Source organism: Buttiauxella ferragutiae (genome assembly GCF_022637515.1).
In the GTDB taxonomy this organism is placed as follows: Bacteria; Pseudomonadota; Gammaproteobacteria; order Enterobacterales; family Enterobacteriaceae; genus Buttiauxella; species Buttiauxella ferragutiae.
In genome coordinates this window covers 1,785,191-1,804,821 of sequence record NZ_CP093332.1, presented here as the reverse complement: position 1 = coordinate 1,804,821, position 19,631 = coordinate 1,785,191, and the positions used below count along the sequence as shown (strand labels likewise).

Here is a 19,631-nt window from a genome sequence, read left to right as displayed (position 1 = left end):
CGTCCAAGACGGTAGCTACAAAGGACAAGACCCGTTCAGGACAAAGCATCCATAACAAAAAGGCCGCTTGCGCGGCCTTTTTGGTGTTTAGCGATTACGCTAAATCTTCGTTGAACTGTGGAACCGGGTTACGGAAGCGACGAGTCACAAAGGCCAGATAGGTCAGGCCGATAGCCGCCCAAATCAGACCCAGAATCATCGAGCTTTCTTCCAGGTTAATCCACAATGCACCCACTGTCAGTGCGCCACAAGTTGGCAGCACCAGATAGTTGAAGTGATCTTTGATGGTCTTGTTACGGCCTTCGCGGATCCAGAACTGGGAAATCACTGACAGGTTAACGAAGGTGAACGCCACCAGCGCACCGAAGTTAATCAGCGCAGTCGCAGTAACCAGGTCAAATTTAACCGAGAACAATGCAATGATACCCACCAGAACCACGTTCAGCGCAGGGGTACGCCATTTCGGATGAATGTAGCCGAAGAAACGCTCCGGGAACACGCCATCACGGCCCATCACATACATCAGGCGTGAAACACCCGCATGTGCCGCCATACCAGAAGCCAGAACGGTCACGCAGGAGAAAATCAGGATACCGAACTGGAAGGCTTTGCCTGCCACGAACAGCATGATTTCAGGCTGCGACGCGTCCGGATCATGGAAGCGAGAGATGTCCGGGAAGTACAGTTGCAGGAAGTAAGACACCACAACGAAGATCACGCCGCCAATCAGGGCGGTCAGGAAAATCGCTTTCGGGATGACACGGCCTGCATCTTTGGTTTCTTCAGACAGCGAGCTGATGCCGTCAAAACCAAGGAACGAGAAACATAATATGGTCGCACCGGTTATCATCGGCACCACGTTGGCGTGCTCAGACCAGAATGGACGTGTGCTGGCAAGCGTACCGGCACCTTCGCCGTTTGCCACACCGTAAATAACCAGACCGGTGATAACCACCATAACAATCATCTGCAGCACAACAATCAGGCTGTTGAAGTTTGCCACAGTTTTAATGCCGCGCAGGTTGGAGATAGTCATAAAGCCAACCAGCAGCACCACGAAAATCCACGAAGGAATCGACGGTACCAGGGCTTCAAAATAGATTTTAGCCAACAGGATGTTGATCATCGGCATAAACAGATAATCAAGCAATGCCGACCAACCCACCATAAAGCCAACCACTGGGTGGATTGCTTTTTGAGCGTAGGTATAAGCGGAACCCGCAGACGGGAAGCGGCGTACTAGCTTTCCATAACTTAACGCGGTGAACAAAATTGCCACAAGGGCAAACGCGTAAGCCGTCGCGACATGTCCGTCGGTAAGGCCAGATACAATCCCAAATGTATCGAACAAGGTCATAGGCTGCATATAAGCGAGGCCCATCATAACTACCGGAATAAGCGTAAGGCTCTTACGGAGTTCAACACGAGATTTTGCACCTGCGGTGACGTTAAGCGACATGGTCATTCCCCCAAACGGCGAATACCTGCGCAAAAGCAAAAAGCTGCCCCATCTAAATTTCCTCGGCGACACGACTGTCGTTTTTTAAAAGCTAGTATCTATCCGGTACGAAGCCCGGCCTCTTGGTTTTTTTGGCGGATGCCTGTTTGACTGCTTGAACTTAATGCAAAAAAATAACCGACGCGTTTAACGTCGGTTTTTTGTTCTCATTTAGTGAGGCGCGTATTTTGCACTAATTCGAGGCAAGAAGACAAGATATTGAGGCCCTCATTAACAATTTCTTTTTCGGCTGTTAAAGGGACAAGAAAACGAATCACATTCGCACGCACGCCGCAGGACAATAAAACCAGTCCCTGCTTGCCTGCTTCTTTGACAAGTGCCTGAGTTAATTCTTTATTCGGACGATGGCTGTCACGCTCTTCGACCAGTTCCATCGCAATCATTGCCCCGTATCCACGCACATCACCGATGCAGTCAAATTGCTCTGCCATTTGCTGTAAACGCAGGGTGATTTGCTCGCCAATAATCTGGGCGCGCTGATTGAGATTTTCCTGCTCAATAATGTCTGTAACGGCCAGCGCTGCTGCAATTGCCACCGGCGACCCGGCATAAGTACCGCCGAGCCCACCCGGCATCGCTTTTTCAAACAGCGATTTCTTACCGACTAGCGCGGATAACGGGAAGCCACCCGCCAGGCTTTTGGCCATGGTGACGAGATCCGGCTCCACACCGCTGTGTTCAATAGCAAAGGTTTTACCGGTACGGCAGAAACCACTTTGAATTTCGTCGGCAATTAACACAATCCCGTGCTTATCACATAGCGCACGCAATTGTTTCATAAAGGAAGGTGATGCTGCATAAAAGCCACCTTCCCCTTGTACCGGTTCAATAATGATGGCGGCAACTTCATCCGGCGAAACATCAGCGGCAAAAATACCCGCCAGTGATGCCAAAGCCTGAGTATCACTTACACCAAGATAAGCAGCAGGATATGGCGCGTGGTAAATACCAGCCGGGAACGGGCCATAACCTTTTTTATACGGCTGAACTTTACCGGTTAACGCCATGCCCAGCAGCGTGCGCCCATGGAACGCGCCACGAAATGCAATAATGGCCGAACGCCCGGTAGCAATACGCGCCACTTTAATGGCATTTTCCACCGCTTCTGCTCCTGTTGTCAGGAACAAGGTCTGGCAAGGTGCGCTTATCGGCACCAGTTTATTCAACCGTTCGGCAAGCTCAATATAGTTGCCGTAAGGCGTGACCTGGAAACAAGGATGGGTGAATTGTTCAAGCTGTTGACGTACTGCATCAATCACTGCGGGATGGTTATGCCCGGTATTCAGCACCGCAATACCAGAAGCAAAATCAATATAGCGTTTGCCTTCAACGTCCCAAATTTCCGCATTTTTCGCTTTTTCAATATAGACCGGCAACGCATTGCCGACCCCATGCGGAACTGCTTGCTCACGCCGTGACTGCCATTGCTGATTGGTTTGCTTCATACAGACTCCTTGCGCACAAAAAACCTCAATAAAACAAAGTTGAGGAGAGAATTTAAACGCGAAGACACTTTTCGAAGAAATATCGTTCCACTATAAACAATAGATGTGATGAATATGACCTGCCACTCACCCATTGGTATTATTTTTCGAGGTTCCGTACACCACCGCGATTTCAGGATTATTGACGATTTGCTCGCGCCACCATTCACTGGCAAGCCCTGCGGTTTGCTCATTCCAGCCAATCCACACCGGCACAAACGGCACATGGGAAACGACGTCTTTTTCAATCAACACGCCGCTTTCGATAAAACGCTGCGCCATATAGCGCGGAACGTAGCCGCAACCAATGCCGCTTATCTGTAATTCGAGTTTGGTTTTGAAGTCAAAAACGGTGATAGCATCTTGATCTTCGAGTAAATGCATCGATCGTGACGGTTCCAGGCGCGAAGTATCCCCCACAATAACCGCACGATTGCGTTTAATGACGCGGCGATTCAGCGGCTCTTCGGCATCGGCCAGTGGATGATGAGGTGCGACGACAAACACGCTTTCGAGTTGGCCGAGCAAGGTAAAACCGAAACCGCTGAGGGATGGCGGGTCACTCATCGCACCAACAATAATATCGGCCCGCCCTTCGGTCAGCGCTTCCCATGAACCACCCAGCACACCGTTGATGAATTTCAGCCGTGTCACGCTGTAACTTTTGTAAAAAGCTTCGATCAGCGGCGTCAGCAAAGAAAAGGGAAACGAATCGTCGACGCCGATCACCAGCTCATTTTCCCAGCCCTGATGAAGTTTGATTGCCTGCTGTTCAAGTTCGCGTACGGAATGCAGCACTTCGCGGCCTTTTTCCAGCAGAAGCTGACCCGTTCGCGTAAAACGCGCGCGGTGGCCGGAGCGGTCGAGGATCTGGATATTAAGGTCGTTTTCGAGTTTTTGAACGGTGTAACTGAGTGCGGAAGGCGTTTTGAAGAGCTTTGCCGCCGCCGCAGCAAAGCTCCCTTCTTTATCAAGGGTATCGAGAATGATCAATACATCCAGCAGTGGTTTCATACTCGTTCCTGGCAGTCACGAGTCATGCCCCACAGCAGTTACTGCATGGGCATCACCAGCGGGTTTGGATACTGATATTCAAACCCAAGTTCATTGCAAATACGGTTGCCATCCACCAGCTTACCGCGGCCATTTTGCACTTCAGTTCTGAACTGTGGTGCGTCGAGATTCATCTGACGTGCCATCAAAGAATAGAACTCGGCACGCGTTGGGTGATCTGGCGCACATAAATTATAGATGTGACCGCCCTTTGGAGCCTGTAACAACAGCGTAATTGCTGAAATGACATCTTCCAGATGCACCAGATTGACGCCATGTGCACCATTCGCCACGTCAGTTTTTCCAGCTAAAAAGCGGCCGGGATGGCGTTCCGGCCCGACTAACCCCGACAGGCGCAGAATATCGACCGACGTCCCAGGCAAATCATGTAACCAGGTTTCCAGCTTTTTAAGTACGCGACCACTGGCGGTAACCGGCTCAAGTGGCGACGTTTCTTTCACCGTTCCTTCTCTTTCGCCATACACCGAGGTGGAGCTAGTGAAAATGATACGCGGAATATCGTGAGCTAACGCGCTGTCGACAATTTCCTGCACCGCCTGCAGATAAAAATCGTCGCCTTCACCGGTGCGCCGAGCAGGCAGCGTGATGACCAACGCATCCACATCGAGCAATGCATCTAGATCGTCGCTCTCGCAAATCAGTTCAGGGGTCAGTTGCAGTTGATAACTGTCGATACCGCTCATGCGCGCGGCCTCGACGCCATCAAGGGTGGTTTTGCTTCCTGTCACTTGCCAACCCCGCGCTGACAAAGACATCGCAAGCGGCATTCCCAGCCAGCCTAACCCGACAATCGCAACTTTTTTCATGCATTCTCTCCTGGATTGCAGCATTTCTCACTGCTGCGATTTTTAGCTCTTGATTAAGGCTACGCCAGGACTGCGCAACTGACAATCAGTGCTGCTAAACAGAATATTAATTGCGGGGATAAAAAGCACTTGCGCTGAAAGGGGGAACTGGTTTAGGTTAATTGCACACAATGAATAGTCATTCATACGAGAATTTTATGACACGCGTTCAAAATACTAACCACCATCATCACCATCATCCTGACTAGTCTTTCAGGCGATGTGTGCTGGGAGACAGAAAAATCTTCCAGTGGTGCATGAACGAGTCAATAAGCCCCCGGAAGATTTCTTCCGGGGGCTTTTTTTTGGGCGTCAGACAAGAATTTATCAGGAGTATTTACCCATGTTAGACAACAACCGTTTACGCATAGCTATTCAGAAATCAGGCCGTTTAAGCGATGATTCACGCGAATTGCTCGCTCGCTGTGGCATAAAAATCAACCTGCACACTCAGCGCCTGATTGCGCTGGCAGAAAATATGCCAATCGACATTTTGCGTGTCCGTGATGACGATATTCCTGGGCTGATTATGGACGGTGTGGTCGACCTCGGCATTATTGGCGAGAACGTGCTGGAAGAAGAGTTGCTGACGCGCCGCGCCCAGGGCGAAGACCCACGTTACTTCACGCTGCGTCGCCTTGATTTCGGTGGCTGCCGTTTCTCACTGGCGATTTCAGTTGATGAGCCCTGGGATGGCCCGGCAAGCCTCAACAATAAACGTATCGCCACTTCTTACCCGCACCTGTTAAAGCGCTACCTTGATGGCAAAGGTGTGCAATTCAAATCCTGTTTACTGAACGGTTCTGTGGAAGTTGCACCACGTGCGGGACTGGCGGATGCGATTTGTGACCTGGTTTCCACTGGCGCAACACTTGAAGCTAACGGCCTGCGCGAAGTAGAAGTAATTTACCGCTCTAAAGCCTGCCTGATTCAGCGTGACGGCGAAATGCCAGAAGCCAAACAACAACTGATCGACAAACTGATGACCCGCATCCAGGGTGTGATTCAGGCACGTGAATCGAAATACATTATGTTGCATGCACCAAGCGAGCGTCTGGATGAGATTATTTCTCTGCTGCCAGGCGCTGAACGCCCAACCATTCTGCCACTGGCGGGCGACCAGCAACGCGTAGCGATGCACATGGTGAGTAGTGAAACCCTGTTCTGGGAAACCATGGAAAAACTGAAAGCGCTGGGAGCCAGTTCAATTCTGGTGTTACCAATTGAGAAGATGATGGAGTAACACCATGGCAAACTTCAATACGTTGATTAACTGGAATGAGTGCGATGCAGCAGCGCAACAGGCGTTGCTCACCCGCCCTGCCATTTCTGCATCGGAAAGCATTACCCGCACGGTTGCTGAAATACTTAATAATGTGAAAGCCAACGGTGATGCGGCGTTGCGCGAATACAGCGCAAAGTTCGATAAAACCGATGTGCAACAACTGAAAGTCAGCGAGCAGGAAATTGCCGCAGCCGTGGCGCGCCTGGGTTCAGAAATTAAAGAGGCGATGGCGGTGGCTGTTGCGAATATTGAAAAATTCCACGTGGCTCAGCAACTGGCGACGGTCGATATTGAAACCATGCCTGGCGTACGCTGCCAACAAGTGACGCGCCCGGTTGCCTCCGTCGGTTTATATATCCCTGGCGGCTCTGCCCCGCTGTTTTCAACCGTATTGATGCTTGCCACGCCTGCACGTATTGCCGGCTGCAAAAAAGTGGTGTTGTGTTCACCACCGCCGATTGCCGATGAAATTCTCTATGCCGCGCAACTGTGTGGTGTGCAGGAAGTGTTTCAGGTAGGCGGTGCACAGGCCATCGCCGCGCTGGCACTGGGCACCGAAAGCATCCCAAAAGTGGATAAGATTTTTGGGCCAGGTAACGCTTTTGTTACCGAAGCTAAACGCCAGGTCAGCCAGCGTCTTGATGGCGCGGCCATCGACATGCCTGCTGGCCCGTCTGAAGTTTTAGTGATTGCCGACAGCGGCGCAACACCTGATTTTGTAGCGTCCGACCTGCTTTCTCAGGCAGAGCATGGCCCGGATTCGCAAGTTATTTTACTGACGCCAGACGCGCAAATGGCGCAAGCCGTTGCCGAAGCCGTCGAACGCCAGTTAGCAGCTCTGCCACGGGCTGAAACGGCGCGTAAAGCTTTGGAAAGCAGCCGCCTGATTGTGGCCCGTGATTTAGAGCAGTGCATTGAGATTTCTAACCAGTACGGCCCGGAGCACCTGATTATCCAAACGCGTAACGCCCGAGACCTGGTGGATAGCATCACCAGCGCCGGTTCGGTGTTCCTCGGTGACTGGTCACCGGAATCGGCTGGCGACTACGCTTCTGGCACCAACCACGTCCTGCCGACCTACGGTTACACCTCGACCTGTTCAAGCCTTGGCCTGGCGGATTTCCAGAAACGCATGACGGTTCAGGAACTCTCGCCACAAGGTTTTGCAAGCCTGGCTAAAACCATTGAAACTCTGGCCGCCGCCGAGCTGCTGGATGCCCACAAAAACGCTGTTACCCTGCGCGTTGCTGCGCTGAAGGAGATGCAATGAGCATTATTGAGTTAGCCCGCGAAAATGTCCGCGCCCTGACCCCTTACCAGTCGGCTCGCCGTCTGGGCGGTAATGGCGATGTGTGGTTAAACGCCAATGAATATCCCACGGCAGTGGAATATCAGCTGACGCAACAGACGCTGAACCGCTATCCGGAATGCCAGCCAAAACTGGTGATTGAGCGCTACGCCGAATACGCTGGCGTGAAACCCGAGCAAGTTTTGGTAAGCCGTGGTGCCGATGAAGGTATCGAACTGCTGATCCGCGCATTTTGCGAACCGGGTAAAGACGCGGTGCTGTATTGCCCGCCGACTTACGGTATGTATAGCGTCAGCGCTGAAACTATTGGTGTGGAATGCCGCACCGTGCAGGCACTGGAAAACTGGCAACTTGATTTGCCCGCTATCGCCGAAAATCTTGATGGCGTGAAAGTGATTTACGTTTGCAGCCCGAACAACCCCACCGGACAGTTGATCAATCCACAGGATTTGCGTGTTCTGCTGGAAATGGCACGTGGTAAAGCACTGGTGGTAGCCGACGAAGCCTATATTGAGTTTTGCCCGCAGGCCACACTCGCTGGCTGGTTGAATGAATATCCGCACCTTGTGGTGCTGCGTACACTCTCCAAAGCATTTGCGCTGGCCGGATTACGCTGTGGATTCACCCTGGCGAATGAAGAAGTGATTAACTTGCTGATGAAAGTCATCGCGCCTTATCCGCTTTCGACGCCGGTTGCTGATATCGCCGCTCAGGCATTAAGCCCGCAAGGCATTAATGCGATGCGCGAACGTGTGGCGCAAGTGCTGGTGAATCGCCAATTCCTGGTCACCGCACTGCAAGACATTGACTGCGTTGAGCAAGTTTTCGACTCCGAAACAAACTATGTCATCGCGCGCATCACTGCCTCAAGTGCTGTATTTAAATCTCTGTGGGATCAGGGCATTATCTTACGTGACCAAAACAAACAACCATCATTAAGCGGCTGCCTGCGGATTACCGTTGGCACCCGTCTTGAGTGCGAGCGCACCCTTGCTGCGCTGCGTGAACAACCCGGCCTGACGGCCACGGAGGGCGTGTGAGCCAGAAAATTCTTTTTATCGACCGTGACGGCACCTTAATTTCCGAACCACCAAAAGATTTCCAGGTAGACCGTATGGACAAACTGGCCTTTGAGCCAGCAGTGATCCCCGCCCTGCTGCAATTACAAAAAGCGGGCTACAAGCTGGTGATGATCACCAATCAGGATGGTCTGGGAACCGACAGTTTCCCGCAGGCGGATTTCGACGGCCCGCACAACCTGATGATGCAAGTGTTTACCTCGCAGGGCGTAAATTTTGACGATGTGCTGATTTGCCCGCACTTACCCGCGGACAATTGCGATTGCCGTAAGCCTAAAATGGCTCTGGTGAAAGGTTACCTGGAAGAAGGTGTGCTGGATAAGCCAAACAGCTATGTGATTGGTGACCGTGCGACAGATATCGAACTGGCTGAAAACATGGGGATTCAGGGTTTACGCTACCACGGTGAAACGCTGAACTGGCCGATGATCGGCGAAAAGCTGACTAAACGTGACCGCTACGCCCATGTTGAACGCGCCACCAAAGAGACGCAAATCGACGTGCAGGTTTGGCTCGACCGCGAAGGCAGCAGCAAAATTAACACTGGCGTGGGCTTCTTCGACCATATGCTGGACCAGATTGCGACCCACGGCGGTTTCCGGATGGATATCAGCGTGAAAGGCGATCTCTACATCGACGACCACCACACCGTTGAAGACACCGGCCTGGCACTGGGTGAAGCGCTGAAAATTGCGCTGGGTGACAAACGCGGTATTACGCGCTTTGGTTTCACCTTGCCGATGGACGAATGCCTGGCACGCTGTGCGCTGGATATTTCTGGCCGCCCGCACCTTGAATATAAAGCCGAGTACAACTTCCAGCGCGTGGGTGATTTGAGCACCGAGATGGTCGAGCACTTCTTCCGTTCGCTGTCATACACCATGGGCGTGACGCTGCACCTGAAAACCAAAGGCAAAAACGACCATCACCGTGTCGAAAGCCTGTTTAAAGTCTTTGGCCGCACGCTGCGCCAGGCGATTAAAGTTGAAGGTGACACGCTGCCCTCCTCGAAAGGAGTGTTGTGATGGATGTGGTGATCCTCGATACCGGTTGCGCCAACCTGCATTCGGTAAAATCAGCCATTCAGCGCCACGGCTATGAACCTTTGGTCAGCCGCGACCCGGATGTGGTGCTACGCGCCGATAAACTCTTTTTACCCGGTGTGGGCACCGCTCAGGCGGCAATGAACCAAATCCGCGAGCGTGAGCTGGTCGATCTCATTAAAGCCTGTACCCAACCGGTACTGGGGATTTGCCTCGGCATGCAGCTATTAGGCGCGCGCAGCGACGAAAGCAACGGCATAGATATGCTGGGCATTATCGAGCAACCGGTGTTGAAAATGGTCGACCACGGTTTGCCTTTGCCACACATGGGCTGGAACCGCGTTTACCCGAAAGCGGGCGACCGCTTGTTCCGTGGCATCGACGACGGCGATTATTTTTACTTTGTGCACAGCTATGCGATGCCGGTTTGCACCAATACCATCGCGCAAGCCAGCTACGGCGAAGCCTTCACCGCAGCGGTGCAAAAAGATAACTTCTTTGGTGTGCAATTCCACCCGGAACGCTCGGGTGCGGCAGGCGCAAAATTACTGAAAAACTTCCTGGAGATGTAAGCACCATGATCATTCCCGCTCTCGATTTAATAGACGGCACAGTGGTGCGCCTCCATCAGGGGGATTACGGCCAACAGCGCGATTACGGCAACGATCCGTTACCGCGCCTGCAAGATTACGAAGCGCAAGGTGCGCAGGTGTTACACCTGGTCGATTTGACCGGCGCAAAAGACCCGGCAAAACGCCAAATCCCACTGATTAAAACACTGGTGGCTGGCGTCAATATTCCGGTTCAGGTCGGCGGTGGAGTCCGTACTGAAGACGATGTGGCCGCGCTGCTGGAAGCCGGTGTCGCCCGCGTAGTGGTGGGCTCAACTGCCGTTAAATCACCTGAAGTCGTGAAAGGCTGGTTTACGCATTTTGGCGCGGATGCACTGGTGCTAGCGCTGGATGTGCGTATCGATGAACAAGGCAACAAACATGTTGCGGTGAGTGGCTGGCAAGAGAACTCCGGCGTTTCGCTTGAAGAACTAGTGGAAACCTATCTACCCGTTGGGCTCAAGCACGTTCTGTGTACCGATATTTCTCGCGATGGCACGCTGGCTGGTTCGAACGTTTCGCTGTATGAAGAAGTTTGCGCACGTTTCCCGCAAGTGGCGTTCCAGTCATCCGGTGGCATTGGCGACATTAACGATATAGCCGCACTGCGTGGCACTGGCGTACAAGGTGTGATTGTTGGTCGCGCACTGCTGGAAGGGAAATTCAACGTAACGGAGGCGATTTCATGCTGGCAAAACGGATAATTCCTTGCCTGGACGTACGCGACGGGCAAGTCGTAAAAGGTGTGCAGTTCCGCAACCATGAAATCATCGGTGATATCGTGCCGCTCGCGCAACGTTACGCTGCCGAAGGCGCCGACGAACTGGTGTTCTACGACATTACCGCGTCGAGCGATGGCCGTGTGGTAGATAAAAGCTGGGTGTCGCGCGTGGCGGAAGTTATCGATATACCTTTCTGCGTGGCAGGCGGAATTAAGTCAATTGAAGATGCGGCACAAATTCTCTCATATGGCGCGGATAAGATTTCCATCAACTCCCCTGCTCTGGCAGATCCAGAGCTAATCACTCGTTTGGCGGACCGTTTTGGTGTGCAGTGTATTGTGGTCGGTATCGATACCTGGTTTGATAGCGAAACCGGCAAATATCACGTCAATCAATATACCGGTGACGAAAGCCGCACGCGCGTAACGCAGTGGGAAACCGTGGACTGGGTGCAGGAAGTGCAAAAGCGTGGAGCCGGGGAAATCGTCCTGAATATGATGAACCAGGATGGCGTGCGTAACGGTTACGATCTGGAGCAATTGAAGAAAGTGCGTGAAGTTTGCCACGTGCCATTAATTGCGTCAGGCGGTGCGGGAACCATGGAACACTTCCTTGAAGCCTTCCGTGATACAGATGTCGACGGCGCACTGGCTGCATCAGTGTTCCATAAGCAAATTATCAATATTGGTGAGTTAAAACTTTTTCTGGCTCAACAAGGCGTGGAGATAAGAGTGTGCTAACACAAGAACAAAGAGAAAAACTGGACTGGGAAAAAACCGCTGGCCTGATGCCGGTCATCGTCCAACACGCGAAATCTGGCGAAGTGTTGATGCTGGGATACATGAATGCGGAAGCGCTGGCACAGACTGAACAAAGCGGAAAAGTGACGTTCTTCTCCCGCACCAAACAGCGTTTGTGGACCAAAGGTGAAACCTCCGGAAACTTCCTGGGCGTGGTCAGTATTGCCCCAGATTGCGATAACGACACGCTGCTGATTCTGGTGAACCCAATTGGGCCAACCTGCCATTTAGGCACCTCAAGCTGCTTCGGTGAAACCCATCACGACTGGCACTTCTTGTATCAACTTGAGCAACTACTGGCCTCGCGTAAGAGTGCAGACCCGGAAAGTTCGTATACCGCGAAACTATACGCAAGTGGAACCAAGCGTATTGCCCAGAAAGTGGGTGAAGAAGGCGTGGAAACGGCGCTGGCAGCAACGGTTAATGACCGCTTTGAGCTGAAGAATGAAGCATCGGATTTGGTCTATCACTTGCTGGTGCTATTGCAGGATCAGGAACTGGATTTGAGCGCGGTGATTGAGAATTTACGGGAGAGGCATAAGTAGGTTTTGGACGTTTAGATGTAAAAAAGGCCGCTTGCGCGGCCTTTACTATAACTATCACTGATGCTTATACAACAGGCTTGTAATTACGCAATGCGTTACGACCAAGCACAACACCCGAGCCAAGAATCAGACCAACCAAAGCACCTAACACAAGCGTTAGTCCCTTTTTCGGGCTATCACGTCGAATAGGTAAACTTGGTTTCATCACGTAGCGAAACGCGTAAGTGGTATCTGGCTTAGATTTCAAAGCGCTAATCGCTAACAAAGTTTGGCGCGCATTGAAGTAAGACTCATCCAACGGCAATGGACGCGTCGCTTCGTTCTTTATGGTCGCAGAGAGCGCATCGCTACCCAGTACAAACAAGGTGTCTTCAGACAGCGTTTCAGCCTGCTGAACCAGGGTATTTTTGATGTTGGATTGCTGCGCAACAATCAATGCCTGATTCAGGATCTCCAGACGCTTGTCTTTGCGTTCCTGAGCAATTTTTTCTTTAGTTGCTAAATCTACTTTCAGATCGTCAACTTTAGAATTAATGCTGGTTTGCAAGTCATCATCCAGTTCAGTAACTACACGTTTGTTGATTTGCTGAATATAAGTTGTGAGCGTTTTTTGCGCTTCTGCGGCACTTGTCGCCACATAGCTTACTTTCAGAGGGACCGGCTGCCCCTTAACCGATTCTTCTATAGTCAGTTTTTCGGGTTTTTCCTGATTATCTAACTGTTCTGACAATGCAGATAAGGCGGAATTAAAACGGCCAAAGAAACGTTGTCGTATCTCAACAACAGATGGGGATCCAGATAAATTCTGGCTATATAACACATCCATTGCATTGTTATAATTCGCTATCTGACCAGCATCTGGCGATGTAATAATAGCTTCAGAGGTCCATTTCTCTTTAGCAACGAACAGATAGATAACTGCAAGGATTACGGTTGCGATAGTGATAGCGATGATCGTGGTTTTCCCTTTCCACAATTGCATTAAAAGATCTATTAAATCAATAGATTCTGCATCCGTGGGAATCGTTTTTTTCACCACGTTATTGTTATCTTGATTCATGATTACCCTAAGAAAATTGGCGCATAAATTACTAATAGTACGAGCTCAGTATAATCAGATAAAAGAAAAATTTCCCGCAAAGAAGTAGTGATTTTAGTCAGAAAACCCCGAAAAAATTGCTTGAAAATATATAGGTTAGTTCTATTAATGCCGAATTGATGGTTATTAATCCACAATGCAACCAATTGCCCCAAAATCAGGGGCTGGCATCTAGAAATACAATCATATTTACTGCAAAGTGGAAATCAGAAAATTGAAGATTATTCAACCAAAAAATTCTCATTCCCCCGAATTCACTTAGCAACCAACTGGCTCAAATATTGACCGTATAATGTTTTTTCCATAGATTTTGCACTTTCAAGAATTTGTTCCTGAGTTAACCACCCTTTACGATAGGCAATCTCTTCGAGGCAAGCGACTTTAAAACCCTGTCTTTTTTCAATGGTATGAACAAACTGAGAGGCTTCAATCAAACTATCGTGCGTACCTGTATCCAACCAGGCAAAACCGCGCCCAAGCAGTTCAACGTTTAGTTCATCCATCTCGAGATACATCTGATTAATACTCGTGATTTCGAGTTCGTTTCTTTCTGATGGCTTAACATGCTTCGCCAGCTCTACAACCTTCTTATCGTAAAAATAGAGACCGGTCACAGCCCAGTTAGATTTCGGCTGAATAGGTTTTTCTTCAATCGATACTGCACGATAATTTTCATCAAATTCTACAACACCGAAGCGTTGTGGGGACATCACTTGATACCCAAAAGCAGTGGCCCCATTTTGCCGCTGCGCCACCATTTCAAGTTTGCTGCCAAACCCTTGGCCAAAAAAGATATTATCTCCAAGCACCAAAGCACAATTCTCACCATTGATGAATTCTTCACCAATGATAAAAGCCTGTGCCAACCCCTCTGGACGAGCCTGAATTTCGTAACTCAGATTAATCCCCAGATGTCTACCATCCCCAAGTAAACGCTGGAATGAAGGAAGATCCTCGAGCGTTGTGATAAGCAAGATGTCACGAATGCCAGCCAGCATAAGCACAGAGAGTGGATAGTAAATCATAGGCTTATCATAAATGGGCAGCAGTTGCTTTGAGACCCCTAGTGTAATCGGATACAACCGTGTTCCCGACCCGCCTGCCAGTACAATCCCCTTCATATCAAAATCCTTATATTCCAGATTAACTATTCAGACCTAAACGTTCTCTTGAATATGAACCATCTTTAACACGTTGCCACCATGACTCATTAGCCAGATACCATTCAACGGTTTTTCTGATACCACTTTCAAAGGTTTCGCTGGGTTTCCAGCCAAGTTCCCGCTCGATCTTGGAAGCATCAATAGCGTATCGCAGATCGTGACCAGGACGATCTGTTACGTAAGTAATCAGCTCTTCAAAATGTTCTATTTGCGCAGGTTTTGTGGTGATTATTTCATCAAGTAAACAACAAATAGTCTTCACAACATCAATATTCTTCCTCTCATTATTTCCGCCAATATTATACGTTTCACCCGACTCCCCCTCGGTAAGTACTTTGTAAAGAGCTCGGGCATGATCTTCAACATATAACCAATCACGTATCTGGCAACCATTCCCATAAACAGGCAGAGGTTTGCCTTCTAAAGCATTCAGGATAACTAATGGTATTAATTTCTCTGGAAAATGGTATGGCCCATAGTTATTTGAGCAATTGGTCACAATGGTTGGCAGGCCATAAGTTCGCAGCCAGGCACGAACCAGATGATCGCTTGACGCTTTAGAAGCAGAATAAGGGCTACTTGGTGCATAAGGCGTTGTTTCAGTAAACAGTGACTCCGTGTCGTGCAGATCGCCAAAAACTTCGTCAGTAGAAATATGGTGAAAACGAAAAGTCTGTTTTGCAAATGAGGCCAACTGGTTCCAGTAGTGTCGAGTTGCTTCTAATAAAACATAGGTTCCAACTATATTCGTTTCGATAAATGCAGCGGGACCGTCAATAGAACGGTCAACATGACTTTCCGCGGCTAGATGCATCACCGCATTAGGTTGAAAATCCTGAAAAACAGCATCTAAAGCGGCCCTGTCGCAGATGTCAATTTGGTGAAATGAGTAGCGAGTGTTACCAGAGACAGGCGCAAGGGATTCAATATTTCCGGCATAGGTCAACTTATCGATAACCAAAACTTCGTCGCTAGTTTCTTCAATAATGTGGCGAACGACGGCGGAACCAATAAATCCCGCCCCACCAGTTACGATGATTTTCATAAAACCTCAACGAATATGAATCTTGTTAATTTACCTTCATTACTTTCGGCAATAGAAATAGTAAAGCAAATTTTATGTACTTATTATAAAGAAAAAACCAGTGAAGCTTATTCCCCACTGGTTTTAATTAAAATCACAACCTACAGATATCTAATTACTTTTCCATCCACTCAGTATGGAATACGCCTTCTTTATCTGTACGCTTATACGTATGCGCACCGAAGTAGTCACGCTGCGCCTGAATCAAGTTGGCTGGCAGAACCGTTGAGCGGTAGCTGTCGTAGTAAGAAATAGCCGCAGAGAAGGTTGGCGCTGGGATACCATTCTGCACCGCGTATGAAACCACATCACGCAGCGCCTGCTGATATTCGTCAGCAATTTGCTTGAAGTATGGTGCTAACAACAAGTTGGCAATGGCTGGGTTTTCTGCATACGCATCGGTGATTTTCTGCAGGAACTGGGCACGAATAATACAACCCGCACGGAAGATCTTAGCAATCTCGCCATAGTTGAGATCCCAGTTATTCTCTTCAGATGCGGCACGTAACTGGGAGAAACCTTGAGCATAAGAAACGATTTTACCCAGATACAATGCACGACGTACTTTCTCAGAGAATTCAGCTTTATCACCATCAAATGGCTTAGCCTGCGGGCCACTAAGAACTTTAGATGCAGCAACACGCTGTTCTTTTAAAGAAGAGATGTAGCGAGCAAAGACTGACTCAGTAATTAATGACAGAGGTTCACCCAGATCCAGTGAACTCTGGCTAGTCCATTTACCCGTACCTTTGTTAGCCGCTTCATCCAAAATCACATCAACCAGATATTTACCGTCTTCATCTTTTTTAGTGAAGATATCTTTGGTGATATCAATCAGGTAACTGCTCAGCTCACCTTTATTCCAGTCGGTAAAGGTTGCAGCCAACTCTTCGTTAGACAGATTCAGGCCATGTTTCAGCAGAGAATAAGCTTCAGCAATAAGCTGCATATCGCCATATTCGATACCGTTGTGAACCATCTTCACATAATGACCTGCGCCATCAGCACCGATATAGGTCACACATGGTTCACCGTCTTCTGCTACAGCAGCAATCTGTTTAAGAATTGGCGCAACCAATTCATAAGCGGCTTTCTGGCCGCCAGGCATGATGGATGGGCCTTTTAATGCACCCTCTTCACCACCAGATACACCAGTGCCGATAAAGTTAAACCCTTCAGCAGACAGTTCACGGTTACGACGGATAGTATCCAGGAAGAAGGTATTACCACCATCAATCAGGATATCGCCCTTCTCAAGATACGGCTTGAGTGAATCAATGGTTTTGTCCGTGGCCTCACCAGCCTTAACCATCAACAGAATACGACGAGGAGTTTCGAGGGATTCCACAAACTCTTTAACTGTGTAATAAGGAACCAGCTTCTTACCCGGATTCTCAGCGATAACTTCTTCAGTTTTATCGCCTGAACGGTTGAACACGGAAACGGTATAGCCACGGCTTTCGATGTTCAGCGCAAGATTACGCCCCATCACTGCCATACCGACGACGCCGATTTGTTGCTTGTACATGAATTATATACTCCTAGATATTGAAAGATTAACAGCATGATATCCCATACTAATGGGGACTAATTGTTAATCAAGCTTTACGGAATGCAGGTAAATGATGATACTTGCTATCAGGCATTACTAAAAGCATTTACTTTTAAATGCCAAACTAAAAGCCTGTAATTAGTAATAATGTGTAACATTGAGCTTATGAATATATGTCACAACAAACCACTTCGAATAAGTCCATTATCGACTTCTAACATTAAAATAAGGCTGCACCCCGAATGTAAGAAGAACTAAACTAGTCACACCAATCTACTTAAGTCAATACCAACAACACTTTAAGTTAAATGCATCATTAAACTAAAAATAAAAACAATGTATAAATTCAATCCTGATAAATCCAAAAGTCATCAACTTCATTGTTACTTTTAACTTTATCACCAGTAAAATTATGTATAATTAGATTATTATCAAGGGTATAATATGAACCAACAGGTTTACTGATGAATGAATACAACGAGAGTGAGCAGTATACAAATATAATAACTGTAATAACCAAACGGAAACCAGTCGAAACCACGTTAAACAAATAATTGGAAAATAAAACTATCACACAAGGCAAGATATAAATCCTTACTCGCTGTGGTATAATCGGTAAATTTAAAAAACCAATTTCAAGAATTAAATAGAATAATGCCAAAACCCAAAATGTTTTTTCATGATCATAGCCGAAATAATTTACATTACAATTTCTAACCTTAACAGAAAAACACACAAAGACTAAAAATACAATCCTAACTGACGTAGATGCATAGCTAGCATTTTCATTGTTCTTCATATAATATGATATTTTTAGCATTATCAAATTAAGAGGATAAAAATTAACTGTCCCTAATAAAAAACTAGACAATGTAAACATGAAAAAAAACAAACCAGCAGCAAAAAAAATAATAATTATATTCTTCCTCTGATATTTCCTAAACAACAAAACCAAGCTTACAAAAAAAGAAGAATGAAACATTGAACCAATAATAATAGCAATAACTTTTGGTGGTCTATTCAGCAATAAAAAGGCGCCAAAGAGAAACAATGAGGATATTAACTGCCTCAAAGGATCATTAATAAATGGAAATACTATCCCAATAAAAAACGTCAGTGAAAAAACAGGTAATAAACTAAATTTATAAATAAAACAAAATAAAGTAAAGAAAAAGAAAAACTTGACTATGTAATTTAAAAACCAAAAATCCGCCCCGGAGATATATAATACTTTATTAAGCAAAGTATATCCCATCTCATAATTAGCTTCACTTGATGATATCCCAAGAAAAAATCTTTGATACTCCAACCAATCAACACCTAGATGAAAAGCAAAAGCGATGAAAAATATCGTCAAAGCACAAGCCATTATATAAAGGTAAAAAACTTGTGTCTTCTTCCTACTAGCTACTTCTAAAAAACTTAAGAACATCATAGGAATAAAATAAATGAAGACATTAAATGGCATTTCGAACTCCAACAAAAATTTTCTTAATCATGGAAAACAATACCTTATGATTAATCTTAAATTTCTTTATCAACCCCAACTTGTAATAATACTTGTTGGACTGGATACAGTGTTCATACGTTGTTAAATCTTTTTGCACGTTGAGTGCAAACAAAATGCTTTGATAAAATAAATATGTATTACATAGTAATAAATACCGATAAATTGAAGGTTCATGCTGATACCTACTAAAAACATCTTCTAAGATGTACTCCATAGATATTTTATCTTTGTTATTAACTTTCGCTGATATAGACGAATCATTAAATCTATATCCGACGCATATAGCATTAAAACTAATTATAGTTTCTGCTTCAAGATAACATTCTGAAGTAAAAATGATATCTTCATATGTAATTCCAACGGGAAAAAGTTTCCCACCGATAATGTCACGCTTAAAAAATCTCGACCAAACCATCCAAACACTGTTACTAAAAACAATTTCTTTATAAGATTCACGGTGAGAAGTTTTATTTAATTTTATATAGTTGAATATACCACTCTTTCCAGACTTAATATTTTCATGAAACCTAATAGCATCAAACTCAACTATATCAAAATCATCAGAAGTCTTAATGATATACTCCAAGACCTTTGAAATTGATGATAACCATATGTCATCACTGTCGAGAAAGCCAACATATTCACCAGAAGACTCAGCTATACCAATATTCCTTGCTGAAGATAACCCCATATTGTCTTGCGAAATTACTTTGATATTAAAATTACTATCAGTCCAATCAAACTCTTTAATTATTTGTAGTGTTCTATCTTTTGAACCATCATTAACAATTACTAATTCCAATGATGCTTGCAACTCATACGGCACATTATTTTTGATAGATGATAAGCAATCACCAATATATAACTCTACATTATAGCAAGGTATTATAATACTTAGTTTCATGTT

At 47.0% G+C, this 19,631-nt stretch carries 20 protein-coding genes and 1 other annotated feature; of the genes, 9 read left to right on the top strand and 11 right to left on the bottom strand.

The window, feature by feature from the left end:
* Positions 1–94 precede the first annotated feature (94 nt).
* From MNO13_RS08145 to MNO13_RS08130, 5 genes are all read right to left on the bottom strand, one after another.
* Positions 95–1,459, bottom strand: a complete 1,365-nt coding sequence (locus MNO13_RS08145; protein WP_064545291.1) for an APC family permease — start codon at positions 1,457–1,459, stop codon at positions 95–97.
* Entirely contained in the window at positions 1,449–1,511 is a 63-nt protein-coding gene (yoeI, locus tag MNO13_RS24450) for a membrane protein YoeI (protein ID WP_115631794.1), read from the bottom strand. The genes MNO13_RS08145 and yoeI overlap by 11 nt, the downstream gene beginning before the upstream one ends.
* A 154-nt stretch (positions 1,512–1,665) precedes the next feature.
* Positions 1,666–2,964 carry a 4-aminobutyrate--2-oxoglutarate transaminase gene (gene gabT / locus MNO13_RS08140; protein ID WP_064545289.1) on the bottom strand — a complete coding sequence of 433 codons (1,299 nt, stop codon included), beginning with the start codon at positions 2,962–2,964 and terminating at the stop codon, positions 1,666–1,668.
* A 126-nt stretch (positions 2,965–3,090) separates the two neighbouring features.
* The gene (locus MNO13_RS08135) at positions 3,091–4,017 is read right to left on the bottom strand and encodes a LysR substrate-binding domain-containing protein (RefSeq protein WP_241939751.1); all 927 of its coding nucleotides are present in this window, start codon (positions 4,015–4,017) and stop codon (positions 3,091–3,093) included.
* A 38-nt stretch (positions 4,018–4,055) separates the two neighbouring features.
* Positions 4,056–4,883: an SDR family oxidoreductase gene (locus tag MNO13_RS08130; RefSeq protein ID WP_241939750.1), complete on the bottom strand. Its 828-nt coding sequence runs from the start codon at positions 4,881–4,883 to the stop codon at positions 4,056–4,058.
* 197 nt (positions 4,884–5,080) lie between these two features.
* Between MNO13_RS08130 and hisL the strand changes: the two genes are divergently transcribed.
* The 9 genes from hisL to hisIE all read left to right on the top strand — a co-directional run bounded on the left by hisL (position 5,081) and on the right by hisIE (position 12,316).
* On the top strand, positions 5,081–5,131 hold the full coding sequence (hisL, locus tag MNO13_RS08125) for a his operon leader peptide (protein ID WP_202914407.1): 51 nt from the start codon (positions 5,081–5,083) through the stop codon (positions 5,129–5,131).
* Positions 5,107–5,229: a sequence feature (His leader region), on the top strand. (Overlaps the previous gene by 25 nt.)
* Before the next feature lie 36 nt (positions 5,230–5,265).
* The gene (gene hisG / locus MNO13_RS08120) at positions 5,266–6,165 is read left to right on the top strand and encodes an ATP phosphoribosyltransferase (protein WP_064545284.1); all 900 of its coding nucleotides are present in this window, start codon (positions 5,266–5,268) and stop codon (positions 6,163–6,165) included.
* Positions 6,166–6,169: 4 nt separating this feature from the next.
* Positions 6,170–7,477 (top strand): histidinol dehydrogenase, encoded by a 1,308-nt coding sequence (hisD, locus tag MNO13_RS08115; protein WP_241939749.1) that lies wholly within the window; start codon positions 6,170–6,172, stop codon positions 7,475–7,477.
* On the top strand, positions 7,474–8,556 hold the full coding sequence (gene hisC, locus MNO13_RS08110; protein ID WP_241939748.1) for a histidinol-phosphate transaminase: 1,083 nt from the start codon (positions 7,474–7,476) through the stop codon (positions 8,554–8,556). Before hisD ends, hisC begins: the two co-directional genes overlap by 4 nt.
* On the top strand, positions 8,553–9,620 hold the full coding sequence (gene hisB, locus MNO13_RS08105; RefSeq protein WP_232886704.1) for a bifunctional histidinol-phosphatase/imidazoleglycerol-phosphate dehydratase HisB: 1,068 nt from the start codon (positions 8,553–8,555) through the stop codon (positions 9,618–9,620). Before hisC ends, hisB begins: the two co-directional genes overlap by 4 nt.
* Entirely contained in the window at positions 9,620–10,210 is a 591-nt protein-coding gene (gene hisH, locus MNO13_RS08100) for an imidazole glycerol phosphate synthase subunit HisH (RefSeq protein WP_241939747.1), read from the top strand. The genes hisB and hisH overlap by 1 nt, the downstream gene beginning before the upstream one ends.
* Positions 10,211–10,215: 5 nt before the next feature.
* On the top strand, positions 10,216–10,953 hold the full coding sequence (hisA, locus tag MNO13_RS08095) for a 1-(5-phosphoribosyl)-5-[(5-phosphoribosylamino)methylideneamino]imidazole-4-carboxamide isomerase (RefSeq protein ID WP_241939746.1): 738 nt from the start codon (positions 10,216–10,218) through the stop codon (positions 10,951–10,953).
* The gene (gene hisF / locus MNO13_RS08090; protein WP_241939745.1) at positions 10,935–11,711 is read left to right on the top strand and encodes an imidazole glycerol phosphate synthase subunit HisF; all 777 of its coding nucleotides are present in this window, start codon (positions 10,935–10,937) and stop codon (positions 11,709–11,711) included. The genes hisA and hisF overlap by 19 nt, the downstream gene beginning before the upstream one ends.
* A complete protein-coding gene (gene hisIE, locus MNO13_RS08085) occupies positions 11,705–12,316 on the top strand; it encodes a bifunctional phosphoribosyl-AMP cyclohydrolase/phosphoribosyl-ATP diphosphatase HisIE (protein WP_121815327.1) in 612 nt (203 codons plus the stop codon). Before hisF ends, hisIE begins: the two co-directional genes overlap by 7 nt.
* Positions 12,317–12,380: 64 nt before the next feature.
* Here the strand turns inward: hisIE and wzzB are convergent, their stop codons facing one another.
* The 6 genes from wzzB to MNO13_RS08055 form a co-directional block, all read right to left on the bottom strand.
* The gene (gene wzzB, locus MNO13_RS08080) at positions 12,381–13,376 is read right to left on the bottom strand and encodes an LPS O-antigen chain length determinant protein WzzB (RefSeq protein WP_241939744.1); all 996 of its coding nucleotides are present in this window, start codon (positions 13,374–13,376) and stop codon (positions 12,381–12,383) included.
* A 293-nt stretch (positions 13,377–13,669) separates the two neighbouring features.
* Positions 13,670–14,536 carry a glucose-1-phosphate thymidylyltransferase RfbA gene (gene rfbA / locus MNO13_RS08075; RefSeq protein WP_241939743.1) on the bottom strand — a complete coding sequence of 289 codons (867 nt, stop codon included), beginning with the start codon at positions 14,534–14,536 and terminating at the stop codon, positions 13,670–13,672.
* 22 nt (positions 14,537–14,558) lie between these two features.
* Positions 14,559–15,623, bottom strand: coding sequence for a dTDP-glucose 4,6-dehydratase (rfbB, locus tag MNO13_RS08070; RefSeq protein ID WP_241939742.1), 1,065 nt, complete (start codon positions 15,621–15,623; stop codon positions 14,559–14,561).
* A 154-nt stretch (positions 15,624–15,777) separates the two neighbouring features.
* Positions 15,778–17,190: an NADP-dependent phosphogluconate dehydrogenase gene (gene gndA / locus MNO13_RS08065; protein ID WP_241939741.1), complete on the bottom strand. Its 1,413-nt coding sequence runs from the start codon at positions 17,188–17,190 to the stop codon at positions 15,778–15,780.
* A gap of 370 nt (positions 17,191–17,560) precedes the next feature.
* The gene (locus tag MNO13_RS08060; protein WP_241939740.1) at positions 17,561–18,682 is read right to left on the bottom strand and encodes an EpsG family protein; all 1,122 of its coding nucleotides are present in this window, start codon (positions 18,680–18,682) and stop codon (positions 17,561–17,563) included.
* Positions 18,672–19,628, bottom strand: a complete 957-nt coding sequence (locus MNO13_RS08055) for a glycosyltransferase family 2 protein (protein WP_241939739.1) — start codon at positions 19,626–19,628, stop codon at positions 18,672–18,674. Before MNO13_RS08055 ends, MNO13_RS08060 begins: the two co-directional genes overlap by 11 nt.
* Positions 19,629–19,631 lie beyond the last annotated feature (3 nt).